17 protein-coding genes and 1 pseudogene are annotated in these 18,926 nt (G+C 73.5%); 7 read left to right on the top strand and 11 right to left on the bottom strand.

The window, feature by feature from the left end; translation table 11 throughout:
* Nucleotides 1–447, bottom strand: coding sequence for an Lrp/AsnC family transcriptional regulator (locus ACH45E_RS03605; RefSeq protein WP_361435545.1), 447 nt, complete (start codon nt 445–447; stop codon nt 1–3).
* A gap of 93 nt (nt 448–540) precedes the next feature.
* Between ACH45E_RS03605 and ACH45E_RS03600 the strand changes: the two genes are divergently transcribed.
* The gene (locus ACH45E_RS03600) at nt 541–1,017 is read left to right on the top strand and encodes a rhodanese-like domain-containing protein (protein WP_361435547.1); all 477 of its coding nucleotides are present in this window, start codon (nt 541–543) and stop codon (nt 1,015–1,017) included.
* 22 nt (nt 1,018–1,039) lie between these two features.
* Complete coding sequence (locus tag ACH45E_RS03595; protein ID WP_361435549.1) at nt 1,040–1,555, top strand: immunity 21 family protein; 516 nt, start codon at nt 1,040–1,042, stop codon at nt 1,553–1,555.
* Nucleotides 1,556–1,563: 8 nt separating this feature from the next.
* On the opposite strand, the gene ACH45E_RS03590 is transcribed toward ACH45E_RS03595, so the two are convergent.
* Together ACH45E_RS03590 and ACH45E_RS03585 are read right to left on the bottom strand one after the other, a co-directional pair.
* Nucleotides 1,564–3,255: a DUF885 domain-containing protein gene (locus ACH45E_RS03590; RefSeq protein ID WP_361435551.1), complete on the bottom strand. Its 1,692-nt coding sequence runs from the start codon at nt 3,253–3,255 to the stop codon at nt 1,564–1,566.
* 42 nt (nt 3,256–3,297) lie between these two features.
* Nucleotides 3,298–3,783: an Lrp/AsnC family transcriptional regulator gene (locus tag ACH45E_RS03585; protein ID WP_361435553.1), complete on the bottom strand. Its 486-nt coding sequence runs from the start codon at nt 3,781–3,783 to the stop codon at nt 3,298–3,300.
* A 59-nt stretch (nt 3,784–3,842) separates the two neighbouring features.
* Here ACH45E_RS03585 and ACH45E_RS03580 point away from each other — a divergent pair, with 59 nt between their 5' ends.
* Nucleotides 3,843–5,048 carry a PLP-dependent transferase gene (locus ACH45E_RS03580; RefSeq protein WP_361435555.1) on the top strand — a complete coding sequence of 402 codons (1,206 nt, stop codon included), beginning with the start codon at nt 3,843–3,845 and terminating at the stop codon, nt 5,046–5,048.
* A gap of 27 nt (nt 5,049–5,075) precedes the next feature.
* On the opposite strand, the gene ACH45E_RS03575 is transcribed toward ACH45E_RS03580, so the two are convergent.
* The 3 genes from ACH45E_RS03575 to ACH45E_RS03565 form a co-directional block, all read right to left on the bottom strand.
* Nucleotides 5,076–6,518 (bottom strand): GNAT family N-acetyltransferase, encoded by a 1,443-nt coding sequence (locus tag ACH45E_RS03575; protein WP_399039877.1) that lies wholly within the window; start codon nt 6,516–6,518, stop codon nt 5,076–5,078.
* A 200-nt stretch (nt 6,519–6,718) separates the two neighbouring features.
* Nucleotides 6,719–8,302: an alkaline phosphatase D family protein gene (locus tag ACH45E_RS03570; RefSeq protein WP_361435559.1), complete on the bottom strand. Its 1,584-nt coding sequence runs from the start codon at nt 8,300–8,302 to the stop codon at nt 6,719–6,721.
* Nucleotides 8,303–8,690: 388 nt separating this feature from the next.
* Nucleotides 8,691–10,121, bottom strand: a complete 1,431-nt coding sequence (locus ACH45E_RS03565) for a PLP-dependent aminotransferase family protein (RefSeq protein ID WP_361435561.1) — start codon at nt 10,119–10,121, stop codon at nt 8,691–8,693.
* Between the two features lie 47 nt (nt 10,122–10,168).
* Between ACH45E_RS03565 and ACH45E_RS03560 the strand changes: the two are divergent.
* A pseudogene (locus ACH45E_RS03560) lies at nt 10,169–11,005 on the top strand (EamA family transporter); the annotation flags it as partial.
* 45 nt (nt 11,006–11,050) lie between these two features.
* Here ACH45E_RS03560 and ACH45E_RS03555 read toward each other — a convergent pair.
* Together ACH45E_RS03555 and ACH45E_RS03550 are read right to left on the bottom strand one after the other, a co-directional pair.
* Nucleotides 11,051–11,881 carry an alpha/beta fold hydrolase gene (locus ACH45E_RS03555; RefSeq protein WP_361435563.1) on the bottom strand — a complete coding sequence of 277 codons (831 nt, stop codon included), beginning with the start codon at nt 11,879–11,881 and terminating at the stop codon, nt 11,051–11,053.
* A 139-nt stretch (nt 11,882–12,020) separates the two neighbouring features.
* Nucleotides 12,021–12,674, bottom strand: a complete 654-nt coding sequence (locus ACH45E_RS03550) for an NAD(P)-binding domain-containing protein (protein WP_361435565.1) — start codon at nt 12,672–12,674, stop codon at nt 12,021–12,023.
* A gap of 245 nt (nt 12,675–12,919) precedes the next feature.
* On the opposite strand from ACH45E_RS03550, the gene ACH45E_RS03545 reads away from it, so the two are divergent.
* On the top strand, nt 12,920–13,681 hold the full coding sequence (locus tag ACH45E_RS03545) for a GntR family transcriptional regulator (protein ID WP_361435567.1): 762 nt from the start codon (nt 12,920–12,922) through the stop codon (nt 13,679–13,681).
* Between the two features lie 382 nt (nt 13,682–14,063).
* On the opposite strand, the gene ACH45E_RS03540 is transcribed toward ACH45E_RS03545, so the two are convergent.
* From ACH45E_RS03540 to ACH45E_RS03530, 3 genes are all read right to left on the bottom strand, one after another.
* The gene (locus ACH45E_RS03540) at nt 14,064–15,221 is read right to left on the bottom strand and encodes an ROK family transcriptional regulator (RefSeq protein WP_361435569.1); all 1,158 of its coding nucleotides are present in this window, start codon (nt 15,219–15,221) and stop codon (nt 14,064–14,066) included.
* Between the two features lie 100 nt (nt 15,222–15,321).
* Complete coding sequence (locus ACH45E_RS03535) at nt 15,322–15,981, bottom strand: response regulator transcription factor (RefSeq protein WP_361435571.1); 660 nt, start codon at nt 15,979–15,981, stop codon at nt 15,322–15,324.
* A gap of 14 nt (nt 15,982–15,995) precedes the next feature.
* Complete coding sequence (locus ACH45E_RS03530; RefSeq protein ID WP_361435573.1) at nt 15,996–17,162, bottom strand: histidine kinase; 1,167 nt, start codon at nt 17,160–17,162, stop codon at nt 15,996–15,998.
* Between the two features lie 108 nt (nt 17,163–17,270).
* Between ACH45E_RS03530 and ACH45E_RS03525 the strand changes: the two genes are divergently transcribed.
* Nucleotides 17,271–18,191 (top strand): ATP-binding cassette domain-containing protein, encoded by a 921-nt coding sequence (locus ACH45E_RS03525; RefSeq protein ID WP_361435575.1) that lies wholly within the window; start codon nt 17,271–17,273, stop codon nt 18,189–18,191.
* A 2-nt stretch (nt 18,192–18,193) separates the two neighbouring features.
* A complete protein-coding gene (locus ACH45E_RS03520; protein ID WP_361435577.1) occupies nt 18,194–18,913 on the top strand; it encodes an ABC transporter permease in 720 nt (239 codons plus the stop codon).
* Nucleotides 18,914–18,926 lie beyond the last annotated feature (13 nt).

Raw genomic sequence — 18,926 nt, 5'->3', positions numbered from 1 at the left:
TCAGCGCCCCAGCGGACGCCGGGGCAGGGGTGAGGAGTACACGACACTGGTGGTCACCGAGCCCAGCGCGCCGATCCGCCCCGAGAGCTCTTCCAGATGGGACATGGACCGCGCGGCGACCTTGATGACGAAGCAGTCGTCGCCCGTGACGTGGTGCGCCTCCAGGATCTCCGGGGTCGCCGCGACCAGGTCGTGGAACGGCTTGTAGTGGGCGTTCGGATACCTCAGCCGCACGAACGCCAGGATGGACAGACCGAGACGCTCGGGGTCGACGACGGCCGCGTACCCCTGGATGACGCCCGCCTCCTCCAGCCGGCGCACCCGCTCGGTGACCGCGCTCGGCGACATGGAGACGGCGCGCGCCAGCTCCGCGTAGCCGGCGCGTCCGTCACGCTGGAGGATCTCGAGGATGCGCCAGTCGGTGGCGTCCGGGGAATACACGGTCATGTCGGATGGATAGCAGGGGAAACCCCGGTCGATCAAGGGGAAGGCCGTGGATGCTCACTTCAGGAAGCGGGTCACCGGCCATAGATTTCCGCCATGACCACCACCACATCAGTGAGCCCCGTCCTGCGCGTCGCCCCCGCCGCCCCGGCCACGGCCGCCGCTCACTTCCGTGCGAGCCTCGCCTTCCACGCCGACGTCTCCGACGTGGCCGCCGCGCTCGCCGCCGGCGGCGACCCCGGTTTCACCGTCCTCGACTCCCGTTCCACCGAGTCCTGGGACCAGGGCCACGTCCCCGGCGCCGTCCACCTCCCCACCGCGCTCATTCCCGAGCAGGCCGGGCAACTCCTCGACAGGGCCGTGCCGGTGGTGACGTACTGCTGGGGTCCCGGCTGCAACGGCGCCACCCGCGCCGCACTCGCCCTGGCCGACCTCGGCTACCAGGTCAAGGAGATGCTCGGCGGCTTCGAGTACTGGGTGCGTGAGGGTTTCGAGTTCGAGACCTGGCAGGGCCGCGAGCGCCGTGCCGCGGACCCGTTGACCGCCCCGGTGGCGGGGAACTGCGGCTGCTAGCCGGCTGCTAGGTTCTCTGCCCATGGCGCGATACGCGGAACCAGGCTCGGTGGAGTGGGTGGAGTCGGGCGGCGGCCCGCTGGTGGCGGTTCCGGAGACGGTGCTGCCGTTCTGGGCGGGCGCCGACGGCGAGGACCTGGCCACGGACTACGACCGCGCGTGCGAGGTCGACGGGTACGTCGGTCTGCTCCCGGTCGGCGACAGCGCGGCCCTGGTCCTCGGCGACGAACCGGCGTCCACCTCCTTCCTCCCCGACCACGGGACCTTCGTCCGCTGGGGCGCCGCGGGCTCCGAGGACGAGCTGCTGGCCGGCGTCCCCGCCGCCCTCGACACGGCCGTCTGGGAGCACGAGGTCCGCTGGGACGTGCCCGGCCCGGTCCTCCTCTTCGACTCGGCATGGCCGGGCACGGAGACGGACCGGACCGAACACCTGCGGGTCCCGCTGGAGCCCGGCCGGTACGCGGTCCGCGCCACCTACGCCAAGCCGGGCCCCGAGACCTGGCTGGGGCTGGTGCAGTTGCGGCGACTTATGACGTGAGTGACGGGTCAGAGCCGGGACACTTCGTCCAGCAGGTCGTCGAGGCCCAGCGAGCCCTGGGAGAGGGCCGCCATGTGCCAGGCCTTGAGGTCGAAGGCGTCGCCGTGCCGCTCGCGGGCGTTCTCCCGGCCCCGCAGCCAGGCCCGTTCGCCCAGTTTGTAGCCGATCGCCTGGCCGGGAATGGTCAGGTAGCGGGTCAGCTCGCTCTCCACGAAGTCCGCCGGGCGGCTGCTGTGCCGCAGGAAGAACTCCTGGGCCAGCTCCGGCGTCCACCGCTCACCGGGGTGGAACGGCGAGTCCGCCGGGATCTCCAGCTCCAGGTGCATGCCGATGTCCATGATGACCCGCGCGGCCCGCATCATCTGCGCGTCCAGATAACCCAGCCGCTCTTCGGGGTCGGAGAGGTAGCCGAGCTCGTCCATCAGCCGCTCCGCGTACAGCGCCCAGCCCTCCGCGTTGGCGCTGACCATGCCGACCGAGGCCTGGTAGCGGGAGAGGTCCTCGGCCACGTGCGCCCACTGGGCGAGCTGGAGGTGGTGGCCCGGGACACCCTCGTGGTACCAGGTCGAGACCAGGTCGTACACCGGGAACCGGGTGCGGCCCATCGTCGGCAGCCAGGTGCGGCCGGGGCGCGTGAAGTCCTGCGACGGGGCCGTGTAGTACGGGGCCGCCGCACCGCCGGGCGGCGCGATGAGGGACTCCACCTTCCGCACCCGCTCGGCGAGTTCGAAGTGGGTGCCGTCCAGCTCCTCGATCGCGCGGTCCATCAGGCCCTGCAGCCAGTCGCGGACCTCGTCGACGCCCTCGACATGCCGGCCGTGCCCGTCCAGGTGCGCCAGCGCCACCCACGGCGTCTCCGCACCGGGCAGGATCTTCTCGGCCTCCTGCCGCATCTCGCCGAGGATGCGGTGGAACTCGGCCCAGCCGTACGCGTACGCCTCGTCCAGGTCGAGGTCGGTGCCGTTGTAGTAGCGCGCCCAGCGGGCGTAGCGCTCGCGGCCCGCCGTGTTCGGGGCGCCCTCGACGGCCGGCGCGTACACGTCCCGCATCCAGTCCCGCAGCTCCACCACGGCCCCGGTCGCCGCGCGGGCGGCGTCGTCCAGCTCGGTGCGCAGCGTCTCGGGACCCGCCGCGGCGAAGTCCTCGTACCAGCCGCGGCCCTCGCCGTCCGTGTCCGACCACTCGGTGAGCTGCTCGACGAACGTGGCCGTGGGGCGCGGCGCCGCGTACAGCTTGCGTTCCAGACCGAGCGCCAGGGACTCGCGGTAGCCCGCCAGCGCGCCCGGCACCGCGCGCAGCCGCTGGGCGATCGCCGCCCAGTCCTCCTCCGTCTGCGCCGGCGTGATGGTGAACACGTCCCGCACCTCGTGCCCGGGCGTGGCCATGTTGCCGACCTGGCGCAGGCCCTCCTCGGCCTCGTGCACCGCGAGCTGGGCGGTGAGCCGCTCGCGCAGCAGCCGTGCGCAGCGGCGCTCCCGGTCACTGTCCGCGCCGGGCCGGCGCTCGGCCTCTTCGAGCCGCGCCAGCGTGGCGCGCATCAGCTCCGCCCGGGCCTCCTGACCGGCCGGGGAGAGGTCCGGCAGCCTGCTCGAACTCTCCTTGACGCCGAGGTAGGTACCGATCACCGGGTCGAGGGCGATGAGCTCGTCGACGTAGGCGTCGGCGACCTCGCGGGGCAACGGGCTCTTGGTCTCAGACATGCGGCCCATCCTCGTACGGACCGATGCCCGCGTCACCCCGATTCAGCTGTCGGCGTGCCCGGGTGGCAGCAGCGGCCCGCAGTCCCACTGCTGGAAGATCAACCGGGTCTCCACCCGGGCCACTTCGCGCCGCGCCGTGAACTCGTCCAGGACCAGCCGCTGCAGATCCGCCATGTCCGCGACCGCGACATGCACCAGATAGTCGTCCGGCCCCGTCAGATGGAACACCGTCCGTGACTCCGGCAGCGCCCGGATCCGCTCCACGAACGGCCCCACCAGCTCCCTCCGGTGCGGCCTGACCTGCACCGACAGCAGCGCCTGCAGTCCGCGCCCCAGCTTCGCCGGGTCGAGGCGCAGCTGATGGCCGAGGATCACGCCCGAGCGGCGCAGCCTGGTCACCCGGTCCAGACAGGTCGAGGGCGCGACACCGATCTGCGCGGCGAGGTCGCGGTAGGTGGTCCGGGCGTCGTTCTGCAGCAGCCGCAGCAGATGCAGATCCACCGGATCCAGTACGACGGATTCGGCCATGGCCCGAACGTAACACGGAGTGCTCGGCCGGAGAGCCGTTCGGTGTTCACCCTTCCGCCATGGACTCAGCGAGCATCCGCGCGCACGACGACGCGCGCACCACGTCGAGAGCACTCGCCACGGAGGCCGTGCACGCCGGCCGCGACGACCTGGCCCGGCAGGGACTGCACGCCCCGCCGATCGACCTGTCCACCACCTACCCGTCCTACGACAGCCGCGCCGAGGCCGCCCGCATCGACGCCTTCGCCACGGACGGCGCCGAGCCCGTCGGCCCGCCGGTCTACGGACGGCTCGGCAACCCGACCGTGGCCCGGTTCGAGACCGCCCTGGCCCGGCTGGAGGGCACCGAGGCCGCGGTCGCCTTCGCCAGCGGCATGGCCGCGCTCAGCGCCGTCCTGCTCGCCCGCGGCGCGACGGGCCTGCGGCACGTCGTCGCCGTACGGCCCCTCTACGGTTGCAGCGACCACCTGCTGACCGCCGGTCTGCTCGGCACGGAGGTGACCTGGACCGACCCGGCCGGGATCGCCGACGCGCTGCGCCCCGACACCGGTCTTGTGATGGTCGAGTCACCGGCCAACCCCACCCTCGCCGAGCTCGACCTGCGCGCGATCGCCCACTCCTGCGGAAGCGTGCCGCTGCTGGCCGACAACACCTTCGCCACGCCCGTGCTGCAACGCCCGGCCGAACACGGCGCCCGGCTGGTGCTGCACAGCGCCACCAAGTACCTCGGCGGGCACGGTGACGTGCTGGCGGGTGTGGTGGCCTGCGACGAGGAGTTCGCGCGGCGGCTCAGGCAGGTCCGGTTCGCCACCGGCGGTGTCCTGCACCCGCTGGCCGGCTATCTGCTGCTGAGGGGGCTGTCGACGCTGCCCGTGCGGGTGCGGGCCGCTTCCGCGAACGCCGCCGAGCTGGCCCGCCGCCTCACGGCCGATCCGCGCGTGGCCCGGGTCCGCTACCCGCGCATCGGCGGCGCGATGATCTCGTTCGAGGTCCACGGCGACCCGCACGAGGTCATCGCGCGGGTACGGCTGATCACGCCCGCCGTGAGCCTGGGCAGCGTCGACACCCTCATCCAGCACCCGGCGTCCATCAGTCACCGCATCGTCGACGCCGAGGACCGGCGGGGCTCCGGCGTCGGAGACCGGCTGCTGCGGCTGTCGGTGGGCCTTGAGGACGTCGAGGACCTGTGGGCGGACCTGGACCGGGCCCTCGGGGCGCGGGCGGAGCGTCCGTCCCCTGCGGGACACCGGCAGGCGGTGGGCTGAGACAGGCGGTGGGCTGAGAGCCGGGCGTCAGTCCCCGGTGGTCCGGCCGCCGGACGGCTGCTGTGCGGCCTGGCCGTCGTACGGCAGGCGCGAGACGACCGGGGTGGCGTCCAGACGGGCGGTGATGACGAGCGTGCCCTCCTCGATCTGGTAGTCGAGGGGGAGGTCCAGTGCGCGCATCGCGGCGACCATGCCGGTGTTGGAGGCCTGCGTCACCGCGTACACACTCGCGCAGCCCGCCTCGACCGCCATCGCCACCAGCCGGCCCAGCAGTTCACCGCCGATACCGCGCCGCTGCCACTCGTCCTCGACGAGCAGCGCGACCTCCGTCTCGTCGCCGTCCCACAGCAGATGACCGAGGCCGACGACGCGGCCGGACGCGGTCTGCACGGCCAGGGTCCGCCCGAAGCGGGGGCTGAGCAGGTGGTTGAGGTAGCGGTCGGCGTCACCGACGGGGCCGTGGTACCGCATGCCGAGGGTCCGGCCCGAGCAGCGCTCGTGCATCGCCTTCGCCGCCTTCAGGTCGCGGGTGTCGGCCCGGCGCACGGTGATGGCGTTGCCCTCGGGCAGTGTCAGCACGTCCTGGCTGCGCGGGATCCGCGGACCGAGCCGGGCGTCCAGCTCCACCAGCGCCCGCGCCCGGGCGAACTCCGTCGGCGTGAACGGCAGATACGGCCGCTCCACGGTGATCACTCCGCCTTCCGGTGCCCGCAACCGCATGACGGTCTCCTCGAGCGCCCCCTCGACCGGCACGGCCTCCGGGCCGCGCCCACCGCCGACCGGGGTGGCCGGCAGCGAACGGATGGTGCAGCGGCCCAGCAACTGCCGCAGCGCGAGCGGCAGTTCCGCAGCGTCCAGCGCGGTGCGGGCCGCGAGGCCGAGTACCCGGGTCGGCGCGTCCACCAGGTCGTGCGCGTCCGCCCGCTCGATCCAGGTGCTCGTGCCTCCGGCCAGCGAGACGGCCCGGCTGATCTCGCCCGCCGCGAGCGCGCCGGGGCCCCGCAGCAGGAACTCGTCCACCGTGCCCGCGGCCAGCGGATGCGTCTGCAGGCTCAGGATGTCGACCCGCTGCCCCGCCAGCGCCGCGCACAGGCGGGCCAGCGAACCCGGTTCGTCCTTCACCGTCGTCCGCATCCGCCACAGCGCGCTCGCCCCGGCCACATCCTCGGGCGTCGCCGCGGGCCCTGCGGACGGCCCGGCCTGCCGCACCTCGGCGGACGGCCGGGCGCCGGTATCACCGGCCGGCGGTGCGTGCCCGTGGCGCCGTGCCCACCAGGTGTGGAACCCCGCGGTCGCGGCCAGCGCGATCGCCGAGATCACCAGCAGCGCCGGGCCGCCCGGCCCGTGCCCGATCAGGTTGGCCACCCCGTCCGCCACCGCGACGGCCGTGAACAGGGCGGCGAGTTCGACGAGGTCCCGCCGCCAGTGGTGCACCGGACGTCCGTCCTTCGTACGCGTCACATCAGACATGTCTCGAGTCATGCAGCCACTGTGAAGGAACGGTGTTGCGTGATCACGAACGCTTTGTGACCGATGGGTAAAGCATGCTTCTGTCCGTTTTATTGATTTTTCTGTGACTGCTCATGGACTGCTCATGGAGTGCTCATACGAACGCGCCGCGCACCGGGGGATGACTCCGGTACGCGGCACGGACCAAGAGCGTACGGGAGTCACTGACCCACCCGGCCCGGCCGCAGCACCTGCGTGAACAGCACCGTGCCGTCGTACTCGCGCAGCCGGACCGTCAGTTCGCCGCTGTCGCCGTCGATGTCGACCTCACCGAAGAACTGGTAGCCCTCGGCCGGCGACACGTTCGAGGCGGTGGGCGCCTTGACGAACACCCGGTCGGGGCCGAACGTGCCGTCGAGCGCGCTGGCCGGGAACGCACCGGCGTTGAGCGGGCCCGAGACGAACTCCCAGAACGGCGCGAAGTCCTTGAACGCGGCCCGCGACGGGTCGTAGTGCTGGGCCGAGGTGTGGTGGACGTCGGCGGTCAGCCACAGCGTGCCGGTGATCCGCCGGTGCTTGATGAACCGCAGCAGCTCGGCGATCTGCAGCTCGCGGCCGAGCGGCGCGCCCGGGTCGCCCTGCGCGACGGCCTCGAAGTTCGCCCTGCCCTCGACCGGGTCGGGCACGACCAGGCCGAGCGGCATGTCCGCGGCGATGACCTTCCACACCGCACGCGACCGGCCGAGCTCGCGCTTGAGCCACTCCAGCTGCTCGCGGCCGAGGATGCCCTGCGGGTCGGTGGTCTGGTTGTCGGGCGAGTTGGCGTCGCGGTACGTGCGCATGTCCAGCACGAACACGTCGAGGAGCGGACCGTGGTGGTGGACGCGGTAGATCCGGCCGTCCGGACGTCCGCTGATGGTGGAGATCGGGAAGTACTCGGAGAAGGCCCGCCGCGAGCGCAGCGCCAGGTCGTCGAGGATCGTACCGGCCGGGTAGGGAGTGCCGGTGCCGATGACCTCACCCGGGTACCAGTTGTTGCGGACCTCGTGGTCGTCCCACTGGATGACGTTCGGCACCTGCGCGTTGAACCGGCGCAGCGCCGTGTCCAGCAGGTTGTAGCGGAAGTTGCCGCGGAAGTCGTCCAGCGTGACCGCGACGTGGGACTTCTCGTCGGTGGTGATGTTGCGGTACGGGCTGCCGTCGGGCAGGGCCTGCGTCGCCGCGATCACGCCGTCGGCGTAGATGTTGTCGCCGCTGCACAGGAAGAAGTCCGGGTCCGTCTTCGCCATGGCGTCGAAGATCCGGTAGCCGCCGATCGACTCGTTGATGCCCCAGCCCTGTCCGGCCAGGTCGCCGGACCAGACGAAGCGCACGCCCCGGCGCCGCCGGTCGGGGGCGGTGCGGAAGGTGCCCGTCACCGGTGCGCCGGTGCGCCGCGGGTCGTCCGGGTCGGCGAGCAGCACGCGGTAGTGGATCTGCTCGCCCGACGGCAGTCCGCGCAGCCGGGTGGTGCCGGTGAAGTCGGTGCCGGCGCCGAGCAGCGGGCCGTGCCATCTGCGGGGGTCGCGGAAGGACTCGGTGGCCGACGTCTCGACGATCATGCGGGCCGGCCGGTCCGCGCGCACCCACACCAGACCGGAGTCGGAGGTCACGTCGCCCGCCTGCACGCCCCAGTCCGCCTCGGGCCGCCCGGACAGGGCGAAGGCCGGTGCCGCGCCGACGGCGGTGGGCAGGGTCAGGGCCGCCGACGCGGCGAGGGAGCCGCGCAGGACACTGCGGCGGCCGGGGAAGGGTCGGTGGGACATGAGGGGCCTCCAGGAACGGGATCCGGCCAGTGTGCAGAGCCACAACTACTGGTACGCCGCAGCGCGCACGGAAACCGGGGGTGAACAACTGGCCGCCGACGGAAGGGCACGGGGGTGTTGTGGGGCCGGCCTCGTTCGGGGATGACCGGGCGGATGCCCCGCACAGCAGGCGCCGGTATGTGTCGTGGTCGTGGCCGTGGTCGGCGAGCGGTGCGTCGGGCCGGTGCCGGGGCCGGCCGGTCCGTGCCCCTCGTCTGGGCGGCGGTGCTCGTCGCCGTCGGTGCGGGCGCTGTCGCGGCGCCCTCCGCCGCCGACGACGACGGCGTGCGCTTCCAGAACGCGCCGCTGTGCCGTCCCGTCGTCCCATGCCCCCGCGATGCCTCGGCCGTCAGCCGGCCAGCGCCTCCGCCATCAGCTTCACGCCCTCGCGGATCCGTGCAGGCGACAGATGGGCGTACCCGAGGACCAGCCGCACCCCGCGGTCGTCGGCACGCGCGTGCGTGCAGTCGCTCAGCGGGCGCACCGCGACACCGGCCGCGGCGAGCCGCTCGGTGAAGAGCGCCTCCGGCCCGTACCGTGCGGGCAGTTCGGCGATGGCGTGCAGACCCGCGGCGATACCGGAGACCCGCGCGTCCGGGAAGTGCTCCGCCAGCGCGGCGACCAGGACGTCGCGCCGCTCGCGGTAGGCGCGCTGGCAGCGGCGCAGCTGGCGGTCGTAGTCGCCGCGTTCCAGGAACCGGGCGAACAGCGCCTGGTCGAGGACGGGGTGGCCCAGATCCATGGTCCGTTTGCGTTCCACCAGTTCGTCGGCCAGCCCCTGGGGCACCAGCAGCCAGCCCAGCCGCAGCCCGGGAGCGAGCGACTTGCTGACCGAACCCGTGTAGGCCACCCGGTCGGGATCGAGCCCTTGGAGGGCGCCCACGGGAGCGCGGTCGTAGCGGAAGTCGCCGTCGTAGTCGTCCTCCAGGACGACACCGTCCACGGACCGTGCCCAGTCGAGCAGTTCGGCGCGGCGCCGGGCGGAGTAGGCGATTCCGGTGGGGAACTGGTGGGCCGGTGTCGTCGTCACGGCCCGTACGCCCGACGCGCGCAGCGGTCCGGCCGCGAGGCCCTCGGCGTCCAGGGGCAGCGGCACGGTGTCCAGGCCGGCCGAGGCGTACAGGGCGTCGTGCTGCGGACTGCCCGGGTCCTCCACGCCGATCGAGCGCATCCCGCGCGCGTGGAGCGCGGCGCCGAGCAGGGCGGTGGCCTGGGCGACACCGGAGACCACCACGATCCGCTCCGGGTCGGCGACCACGCCCCGGCGGCGGGCCAGCAGCTCGGCGAGGGCCGTGCGCAGCCGCGGCAGCCCACGCGGGTCGGGATAGCCGAGCTCGTGGTGCGGCAGCTCGGCCAGGACGGCGCGCTGCGCTGCGGCCCAGGCGGCGCGCGGGAACAACGACAGATCCGGCGTACCGGGGACGAAGTCCGTACGCCTGCCCGGGGAGCGCGGCGCCAGGTCACGCGCGCGGGGCGCGGCGGCCCGCACGGCCTCGCCCACCCAGGTCCCCGCGCCCCTGCCGCTGCGCAGATACCCCTCGGCGGTCAACTGCTCGTACGCCTCCGTCACCAGCCCCCGCGACACGCCGAGGTCGGCCGCGAGGTCCCGGCTCGACGGCAGCCGCGTGCCCGCCGCCAGACGGCCCGAGCGGATCGCCTCGCGCAGCGCCGCCTGGAGCGAGCGGCCACGCGCGCGTGCCGGTGCCGACGCGGCCGGGAGCAGCAGCTCCCACGCGGCGGAGCCGACGAGCCCGCCGGGATTGGTCCCCGATGTCGTCATGACACTGGACCTTAAACCGGACCGCATGTCTCCCTAGCGTCGCCGTCATGAACGCCACCACCACCCGCGGCGCCCTCCTCGCCGCGCTCGCCTGCGTCCTCGTCGGCGGCTCCTTCACCGCCAACAGCGTCCTCGGTGACTACCCCTACGCGGGCGGCCAGTTCCTCCGCTACGCCCTGGCCTGCCTGCTGCTCCTCCCGCTCACCGGCCGGGGCGGACGCGCACCACTGCGCGAACTCGCACCCCGTCAGTGGGCCCGCCTGGCGCTTCTCGCGGCGGTCGGCATGGTCGGGTTCAACCTCGCCGTCATCGCCGCCGAGCGCAGTGCGGAACCAGCGGTTCCGGGGGTCTTCGTGGGCTGCGCGCCCGTGGTGGTGGCGGTCGTCGTGCCGATCCTCGACGGGCGCCGCCCTCAGCGAGCCGTTCTGCACGGGGCGTTGCTCGTCGCCGCCGGCGCGTTCACCGTCCAGGGGTGGGGGCGCGCCGACGGCGCCGGGATCGCCTTCTCCGCGTGCGCCCTGGCAGGCGAGGTGGGCTTCGCCGTCCTCGCCGTACCCGCCCTGCGGCCACTCGGGCCACGGCTGCTGTCCGCCACGGTCTGCGGTGTGGCAGCCGTCGAGGCGGCCGTGACCGGAGTCGTCCTGGACGGCGGCGGCTGGCTGCGCCGCCCCGACGGCACGGAGGCCGCCGCGCTGCTGTGGCAGGCGGCGGTCGTCACGGTCGTCGGCTTCGTGTGCTGGTACATGGGCATGCAGCGGATCGGCGCGGAGCGGACCACGCTGTTCTCGGGGCTCATCCCGGTGGCCGCCGCCTGCACCGCGCCGCTCGCCGGAACGGGTTCCTACGGGGCCGCCCAGGGCGCGGGCAGCGCCCTCGTGGGGGCCGGCGTCGCCCTGGGCTCCGGCGCCTTGGCCGGGTTGCGCCGCAGGTCAGCGGCTGCCGTCCAGGATGACGCGCGCGACCAGCGCCGGGTCGTCGTTCATCGGGACGTGACCGCAGCGGGGCAGCCGCACCAGCCGCGCCTTGGGGATGATGCCCTTGGCCCGGACGCCCTGGCGGGGCACGAGCAGCCGGTCGCCGGTCCCCCAGGCCACGGTGACGGGGAGGCCGGGAAGGTCGTCGGTGAACTGCACCCCGGAACCGGCCCGGAGGGTGTCGTCGAACCCGGTGGCGTTCGCCAGCGCCAGCGTCTCGGCGACGACGGCGTCGGGTGAGCGACGAGTGGGGCGGGCGTAGATCGTGCTCGTCAGCGCCACCCGGCCGACCGCCGTACGGGACGCCCGCTCGACCAACGGCAACGGGAGCCGCCGGGAGATCTGGCGCATCGCCATCAGGACGCCGAAGGCGTAGCGCCGCTCGGCCGGGGACCAGAACCCGGCGGGCGACAGGGCCGTGACGGACCGTACGAGCTTCTCGCGGCCGAGTTCCAGGGCTATCAGGCCGCCGAGCGAGTTGCCCGCGACATGCGGACGCTCCAGTTCCAGCGCCTCGCAGAACGCGCGGAACACGGCTGTCGTCGTGGGCAGGTCGTACGCCAGACCCTCCGGCAGGCCGGGTGACGCGCCGAAGCCGGGCAGGTCCACGGCGATCACCTCGCGCTCGGTCGCGAGGACGTCCACCACCGGGTCCCAGGCCTGCCGGTGGTGGCCGATGCCGTGCAGCAGGAGCAGCGGTTCACCGCTGCCCACGCGCGCGTAGGAGACGGTCACGGTCCGCGGGCCGTGCGGTGAGGGGACCGGGAAGGAGACGGTGGCGGGCATGGTGCTGCTCCTCGTCTGGAACTCGCTGGACGCCGTGGGTAGACAGCCTGTCAGCAATTGCTACCGACGGGTAGCCCCTGAGGCCCCCTATCTCTTCCCCGCCCGTCTCCTCCCTTCTTCCCTGTACGGAATCCAGGCGTCAACGGGCCCTGCGCAGCTCCACGTTGAAGTCCGGGTGGCCGAGCGTCCGGTACAGGTTCAGCCACAGCGGCAGATACATCTCCAGGGCCCGCGCCGACCGGATACCGCCCAGGTCCAGCACCCGCTCCGCCGGCCAGCCGAACTCCCCGAGCAGGGACGTCACCTGCTCCTTGGCGCCGGTGTCCTCCCCGCAGATGAACAGCTGGTGCTCGCCCGGCACCCGGCCCGGATCGACCATCACCTGGCAGTTGACCGTGTTCAGCGTCTTCACCACGCGCGCGTGCGGAAAGGCCCGCTGGATCTGCTCGCCCACGCTGTCCGACTCGACGGGATCCAGCCGCGCCTCCCCCTCCTCGAAGGCCAGGGGATTCGACACGTCCACGATCACCTTGCCGTCGAGGTTGCCCGCGCCCGCGGCCTGAAGTGCCTCCAGCGCCACCCGCCCGCCCACCGCGTTCACCACCACCTCGGCGGCCCCGGCCGCCTCCGCGAACGTACCCGCGCGCGCCCGGACGCCCGCGCCCTCGGCCCACTCCAGGCCGACCGGGTTGTCCTTGCCGCGTGATCCCAGCGTCACCTCGTGCCCCAGCGCCACCAGCTTGCCGGCCAGGGTGCGGCCCACCTCGCCCGTACCGAGAACCGCGTACCGCATCGGTCCACCTCCCGCGTCCGTTCCGCCGACCGTCGGCGGCCCGCCGATCATTCTGGTCCGCGGACACGACGGACGGACCGATTCCGTGCGGACGCTTCGCGGTGGACACCTCCGCGTTCCCCAGGCACACCAGGATTGGTCTTGACCAAGGGTGGGGGCCGCCTTATGGTCGCAGATAAGTGCAACAACCTTTAATAAACAAGGGCGCTAAAACGCCGAGGGCCACGGCGATCGCGGAGGACAGGGTGGGGACCACGCAGCTGGAATCGGTGCCGGAACCGAAGTACTGGCACCTCAAGACCGTGCTCAGTGAGGCATTGGACTCGGAGTTCGCCGTGGGCGAGATCCTGCCGAACGAGCGCGACCTCGCCGCCCGCTTCGGCGTCGCCCGCGCCACGCTCCGCCAGGCGCTCGAACAGCTCGAACTGGAAGGACGGCTGCAGCGCCGGCGCGGCGTCGGTACGACCGTGGCACCGCCGCGCGTGGGCGTGGCCGTCGGCACCGAGCAGCAGGCCTGGCCGGGCGCCCCCGGTGACGCCTGGCAGCCCGTCGACTGCGCGGAGGCCGAGCCGCCCGCCGCCGTCGCCGCCGCCCTGGAGACCGGCCCCGACGAGGCCGTGCACATCGTGCGCCGCTCCCGCGTGTCGCACGGCCAGCCGGTCGCCGCCGAGCTGCTCTACGTCCCGGCGTCCTCGGTCCCCGGCCTGTCCGGGATCGACGCGCCCTCCGGACCCGCACACGCGCGTGCCGTGCTGCGCGAACTGCAGCACCTGGAGCTGGACGCCCAGGACCGCGCCGTGGAACTCGGCTCGGCCCGCGCCGACGACGCCAGGGAACTCGACCGGCTCCCCGGCGCCCCGGTCCTCGTCGTCACCACCCGCTTCGTCGCCCAGGGCCGCACCATGGCGCTCTCCGTCGCCACCTACCGCGCGGACACCTGCCGGCTGACCTTCGCCGACTCCGGCGGGGTGGAGATACACCACGGACCCGAACGCCAGGCCTCCTAGCCACAACAGGGCCAGGCCTCCTAGGGGGTGTTTCGAAAGTCCCGCACAGCACCCACGGCGCCCGGCACGCACTCTCGCCGCACCGGCCAAAAACCCAAGTACGTCCAGTACGAGGGCTTTCGTCCGGCACGCCGAGAGCACGCACCGGACACCGCGGGCACCGCACAGGACTTTCGAAACACCCCCTAGCCCACACCAGCCGCACCCGCCGCGCCCCGGAACCACTCCCTCCGGGGCGCGACGCATGCCGCCACGACAGGGGCGCGCTGTCGGACAGCCATGACGGGAGCGGGCCGCAGGCTGCCGCCGCCCGGCGCACGGTCGGCGACGAAGCCCTAGGTGTATTGATCACGAGTGTCAACAACGCTCGTGATCAATACACCTAGCGCCGGGCCGTGACCGTGCCCTCCACCGCGAACAACTGCTCCTCGACGTGATCGAGGGCGAGCCGCAGCGCGCCCGTCGCCACAGCGGCCTCCCCGAGCAGGGACAGCGTCACTCCCGGCGTCCGCAGGCAGTAGCGCGCGAGCTCACGGCGCAGTGGGTCCAGTACGCCATCCAGCCCGGCCGCCCAGCCGCCGATCACCACCAGCTCGGGATCGAGCGCGAGGACGAGCGCCGCGACGTCGTGCACGAGCCGCTGGATGAACCGGTCGACGGCGGCCCGGGCCCGCTGGTCGCCCTCCCGCGCCAGCGCGAACACCTCGGCGACCGCCTGCTCGTCCAGCGGATGCAGCGGCTCGTGCGTGGTGGACAGCAGCGTCTCCGGCGTCGCCTCCCGGCCCAGCAGATGCAGCGCGCCGATCTCCCCGGCGGCCCCGCCGTAACCCCGGTGCAGCCGTCCCCCGATCAGTGCACCGGCGCCCGGGCTCAGCCCGGCCAGCACGAACACGACGTCGTCCGACTCGGTGGCGGCGCCCTTCCAGTGCTCGGCGACGGCGGCGGCGTTGGCGTCGTTCTCCACCAGGACCGGGCACTTGAAGGAGCGGCTCAGCCGTTCGCCCAGCCGCAGTCCCGTCCACTGGGGCAGCGCGGTGCCCAGCCGTACCCTGCCGTCGGCCTCCACGATCCCCGGCGTGCCGACCCCCACGGCGCGCAGCGAGCCACGAGCGACCCCGGCTCGCCGCAGCAGCTCCGCCACCGTGGTCCGCAGCCGCTCCAGACGCTCGTCCGCGTCGGCCGTCTCCGAGACGTCCTTGGCCTGGGAGCCCAGGATCCGCCCGTCGAGGTCGGAGAGGAGCGCGGCGACGCGGTGCGCCCCGATCTCCAGGCCCAGCAGGTGCCCGGCCTCGGCCCGGAACCGGAACCGCCGCGCGGGCCGCCCCTGCCGCCGCGCGGCGCCCTCCTCGGCCGCCTTCTCGACGACCAGACCGGCCTCGATGAGCCCCTCGACCACGCCCTCGACGGTGGGCCGGGACAGCCCCGTCACCCGGGTGATCTCCGTGAGCGTCGCGCAGTCCGTGGCACGCAGCGCGTGCAGCACCACCGCGGAATTGATCCTTCGCAGCAGCGAGGGATCCCCGCCGGTCAGCCGCCCCACCGTCCGTCCTCCCAGCTCGTGCGCCGTGTGGGGCGGATGGTACTCGGCAGGCCTCACCCCGGCGAGAGCCGGGCGCCCGCGTTCCGGGCAGGCCTTCGGATCAGCCCGGAGCGACGAATCCCGACTCGTAGGCGGCGATCACCGCCTGGGTGCGGTCCCGTGCCCCGAGCTTCGCCAGTACGGCGCTGACGTGCGACTTGACCGTCTCCGTGCCCACCACCAGCCGGCCGGCGATCTCCGCGTTCGACAGCCCCCGGGCCATCAGCCGCAGCACCTCCGCCTCCCGCTCGGTCAGCCGGGCCCGTTCCAGCACCGCGCGGGCGGCACGATCGCCGCCGTCGCCGTACCGCGCGGCGAGCTGCCGTACGGAGGCCGGGAACAGCAGCGACTCACCTTCGGCGACGAGCCGTACCGCGTGCACGATCTCGGCGGGCCGGGCACGCTTCAGCAGGAAGCCGTCGGCGCCCGCCCGCAGCGCCTCGTACACGTACTCGTCGTTCTCGAAGGTGGTCACCACGAGGATCTTCGGCGGGCTGTCGACGGTGCGCAGCACCGCGCGCGTGGCCTCGATGCCGTCCAGCAGCGGCATCCGTACGTCCATGGCGACCACGTCCGGGCGCAGTTGCCGGACCAGCGGGATCACCGCCGCGCCGTCGGCCGCCTCGCCGACGACCTCGATGTCGGGCTGAGCCTCCAGCACGGCCCGCAGACCCGCGCGGACCAGGGGTTCGTCGTCGACGAGGAGAACGGTGACCGGCATCCGGCCAGCGTAGATCAGCGCAGCGGCAGCTCTACATGCACCTGCCAGTCACCTTCGTCCGGGCCGGTGTGCGCGCGACCGCCGAGCAGGGCCGCGCGCTCGCGTATCCCGCGCAGACCGCTGCCCCCACCGGTGCCCGGGTCGCCGGCGGTGAGCGGATTGCGGACCTCCAGACCGAGGTTGCCGCCGGTGACCCCGACACGGACGCGGACCGGGACGGCTCCCGCGTGCCGGAGCACATTGGTCAGCGCCTCCTGGAGGATGCGGTAGCCCTCGCGGGAGACCGGGCCGGGAACCGTCTCCAGGGGGCCGGTGAAATCCGCGTCGACCTTCGCCCCTGAGGCACGGGCGGACTCCAGCAGACGATCCGCGTCCGTCAGGGCCGGGCGGCCGCTCACGGGCCGCCGGGACTCCCGCAGGATGCCGAGCACGCGTTCCAGATCCTCCAGCGCCGCCCGGCCGGTCTCCTCGATGGCGTCCAGGGCGCGGTCGGTGAACTCCGGGTCGCGGGCCGCGCGCGCCGCGCCCGCCTGCACCACGGCGACGGTCAGCGCGTGGCCGATCGAGTCGTGCAGCTCGCGCGCGATGCGCGTGCGCTCCAGGAGGAGTTCGGTGCGCTCCTCCAGCGCGGCGATGCGTTCGGCGGGGGAGGGGCCGAGAAGCCGGCGCGCGAGCGCGGTGACCAGTTCGCCGAGGCCGAGGACGACGGCGTACAGGGCGATCACGGGCAGGGGGACGAGGAAGGCGTAGGCCCAGTGGGGCTCGGACACCGGCAGCAGCGGATCGTCCGTGGGCACGCGCCCGAGCGCCACGCCGGTCAGGTCCACGGCGAGGACCGGCAGCCAGACGGTGGCGTAACAGGCGGCGACCGAGAGCGCCATCCGCGTCTCCAGCCACAGCACCGTGCGGAGCCGGTCGCGCCACGTCGCCGACGGCGCCGTCGAGATGCCCGAGTCCTCCTCACCTGGCGTCAGCAGCAGATGGGCCTGCACGCCCTCGCCCCTGCGCACGCCCGGGATCAGCAGCCCCACCGGAACCAGCACCAGCGCGGGCACCCACGGCGTGGCCGAGTCGATGAACATCCACACGCTGACGATCAGCATTGGCACCCACAGGTGCAGCAGGCGGGTGTACGTCGTCCCCCGGAGCAACGGGCGCAACGGGCGCAGAAGGCGGGCCATTCGGTCATCGTGCCACCCGCCACCGACAGCGGACCTCCCCCGCGCGGGGGAGACGGTCTCCACCGGCGGGGGAGGCCCCGGCCCGCCAGCGGCGGTCAGACTGCTGCCATGACCAGCATCGACGTCCAGGCCCTCACCAAGGAGTACGGCACCCGGCGAGCCGTGGACCAACTGACCTTCCGTGTCCTCCCCGGCCGCGTCACCGGCTTCCTCGGCCCCAACGGCGCCGGAAAGTCCACCACCATGCGGCTCGTGCTCGGCCTCGACCGCCCGACCTCCGGCTCCGCCACGATCGGCGGCCGGCCCTACGCCACCCTCCGCGAACCCCTGCGCCAGGTGGGCGCCCTCCTCGACGCGCAGGCCGCGCACGGTTCCCGTACCGGCCGCGACCACCTGCGCGCCCTGGCGGCGAGCAACCGCATCTCCCCGCGCCGGGTCGACGAGGCGCTGGAGGAGACAGGGCTCGGGACGGCGGCCCGGCGCCGCGTACGGACGTACTCCCTGGGCATGCGCCAGCGCCTCGGCATCGCGGCCGCGCTGCTCGGCGACCCCGGGGTGGTCCTGCTCGACGAGCCCTCCAACGGCCTCGACCCCGAAGGCATCGTCTGGATCCGCGGGTTGCTCCGCCGCCTGGCGGCCGAAGGACGCACGGTCCTGGTCTCCAGCCATCTCATGAACGAGACCGCCTCCTTCGCCGACCACCTGGTCGTCCTCGGACGGGGCCGTCTGCTGGCCGACACTCCGGTACGGGACTTCATTGACGCGCGCGTGCGGCCCCGCGTACGCCTGCGCACGACCGACGGCACGGCGCTCGACGGCCTGCTGGACCGTCACGGGTACGACGCCTCCCACGGCGACGACGGTGCGTGGACCGTGCCGCACGCGCGCGTGGAGGACATCGGACGCCTGGTGTCCGAGGCGGGCCTGCCCGTCCTCGAACTCACCCAGGAAGAGGCCACCTTGGAGCAGGCCTACCTCGATCTGACATCCGCCGAGACCGAGTTCGCCGCAGCCCGCCGGGAGGCCTGATCATGTCCTTCGCACCCGCCCTGCACGCCGAGTGGCTCAAGATCCGCACGCTGCGCTCCCTGATCGGCAGCCTGTGCGCGGTCCTGCCCGCCACCGTCGCCTTCTCCGCGCTCGCCGCGGCCGACGCGGACGACGCCGACCCGCTGTTCTCGGTCTACTTCGGGGTGAGCTTCGGGCAGATCGCGGCGATCGCGTACGGCACGACGGCCGTGGCCGCCGAGTTCCGGGGCGGCGCGCTGCGCCTGACGCTGTCCGCGGTGCCCGACCGGCGGCGCTGGTTCGCGGCGAAGGCCACCGCGCTCGCGCTGCCCGCCCTCGTGGTCGGCCTGGTCACCGGCCTGGTGACCTTCGCGGTGGGCAAGGTCGCGCTCGGAGCGGACACGGCGACCGTGCCGACCTGGAGCGAGGGAATGCGCGGCGCGGTCGGCTGCGGCGTCTACCTCACGCTGATGGCACTCTTCGCCGCCGGCCTCGCGACCGTGCTGCGCAGCGGCGTGGCGACACTGAGCACCCTGATCCCGTTCCTCCTGATCGTGTCCTTCGTGGTCGGCGATGTCTCCGGCGGCGTCGCCGACTTCCTGCCCGACCGGGCGGGGCAGGTGGTCCTGCACAGCGACTGGGACGGCAGCCTCGGCCCGTGGACGGGGCTCGCGGTGACCGCGCTGTGGACGGTGGCGGCGTTGCTGGCGGGGGCGTGGAGCGTGGGGCGCCGGGACGCCTGACGCCGCGCCAATT

The organism is Streptomyces sp. NPDC020299 (genome assembly GCF_044387825.1).
Lineage (GTDB): Bacteria > Actinomycetota > Actinomycetes > Streptomycetales > Streptomycetaceae > Streptomyces.
The sequence above is the reverse complement of the archived record's forward strand: the minus strand, read 5'-3'. Positions and strand labels throughout refer to the sequence as shown.

Coding starts and splice junctions, on each gene's coding strand:
- ACH45E_RS03605 (WP_361435545.1), bottom strand. CDS start 447: ATGACCGTGTATTCCCCGGACGCCACCGACTGGCGCATCCTCGAGATC.
- ACH45E_RS03600 (WP_361435547.1), top strand. CDS start 541: ATGACCACCACCACATCAGTGAGCCCCGTCCTGCGCGTCGCCCCCGCC.
- ACH45E_RS03595 (WP_361435549.1), top strand. CDS start 1,040: ATGGCGCGATACGCGGAACCAGGCTCGGTGGAGTGGGTGGAGTCGGGC.
- ACH45E_RS03590 (WP_361435551.1), bottom strand. CDS start 3,255: ATGTCTGAGACCAAGAGCCCGTTGCCCCGCGAGGTCGCCGACGCCTAC.
- ACH45E_RS03585 (WP_361435553.1), bottom strand. CDS start 3,783: ATGGCCGAATCCGTCGTACTGGATCCGGTGGATCTGCATCTGCTGCGG.
- ACH45E_RS03580 (WP_361435555.1), top strand. CDS start 3,843: ATGGACTCAGCGAGCATCCGCGCGCACGACGACGCGCGCACCACGTCG.
- ACH45E_RS03575 (WP_399039877.1), bottom strand. CDS start 6,518: ATGTCTGATGTGACGCGTACGAAGGACGGACGTCCGGTGCACCACTGG.
- ACH45E_RS03570 (WP_361435559.1), bottom strand. CDS start 8,302: ATGTCCCACCGACCCTTCCCCGGCCGCCGCAGTGTCCTGCGCGGCTCC.
- ACH45E_RS03565 (WP_361435561.1), bottom strand. CDS start 10,121: ATGACGACATCGGGGACCAATCCCGGCGGGCTCGTCGGCTCCGCCGCG.
- ACH45E_RS03555 (WP_361435563.1), bottom strand. CDS start 11,881: ATGCCCGCCACCGTCTCCTTCCCGGTCCCCTCACCGCACGGCCCGCGG.
- ACH45E_RS03550 (WP_361435565.1), bottom strand. CDS start 12,674: ATGCGGTACGCGGTTCTCGGTACGGGCGAGGTGGGCCGCACCCTGGCC.
- ACH45E_RS03535 (WP_361435571.1), bottom strand. CDS start 15,981: ATGCCGGTCACCGTTCTCCTCGTCGACGACGAACCCCTGGTCCGCGCG.
- ACH45E_RS03530 (WP_361435573.1), bottom strand. CDS start 17,162: ATGGCCCGCCTTCTGCGCCCGTTGCGCCCGTTGCTCCGGGGGACGACG.
- ACH45E_RS03525 (WP_361435575.1), top strand. CDS start 17,271: ATGACCAGCATCGACGTCCAGGCCCTCACCAAGGAGTACGGCACCCGG.
- ACH45E_RS03520 (WP_361435577.1), top strand. CDS start 18,194: ATGTCCTTCGCACCCGCCCTGCACGCCGAGTGGCTCAAGATCCGCACG.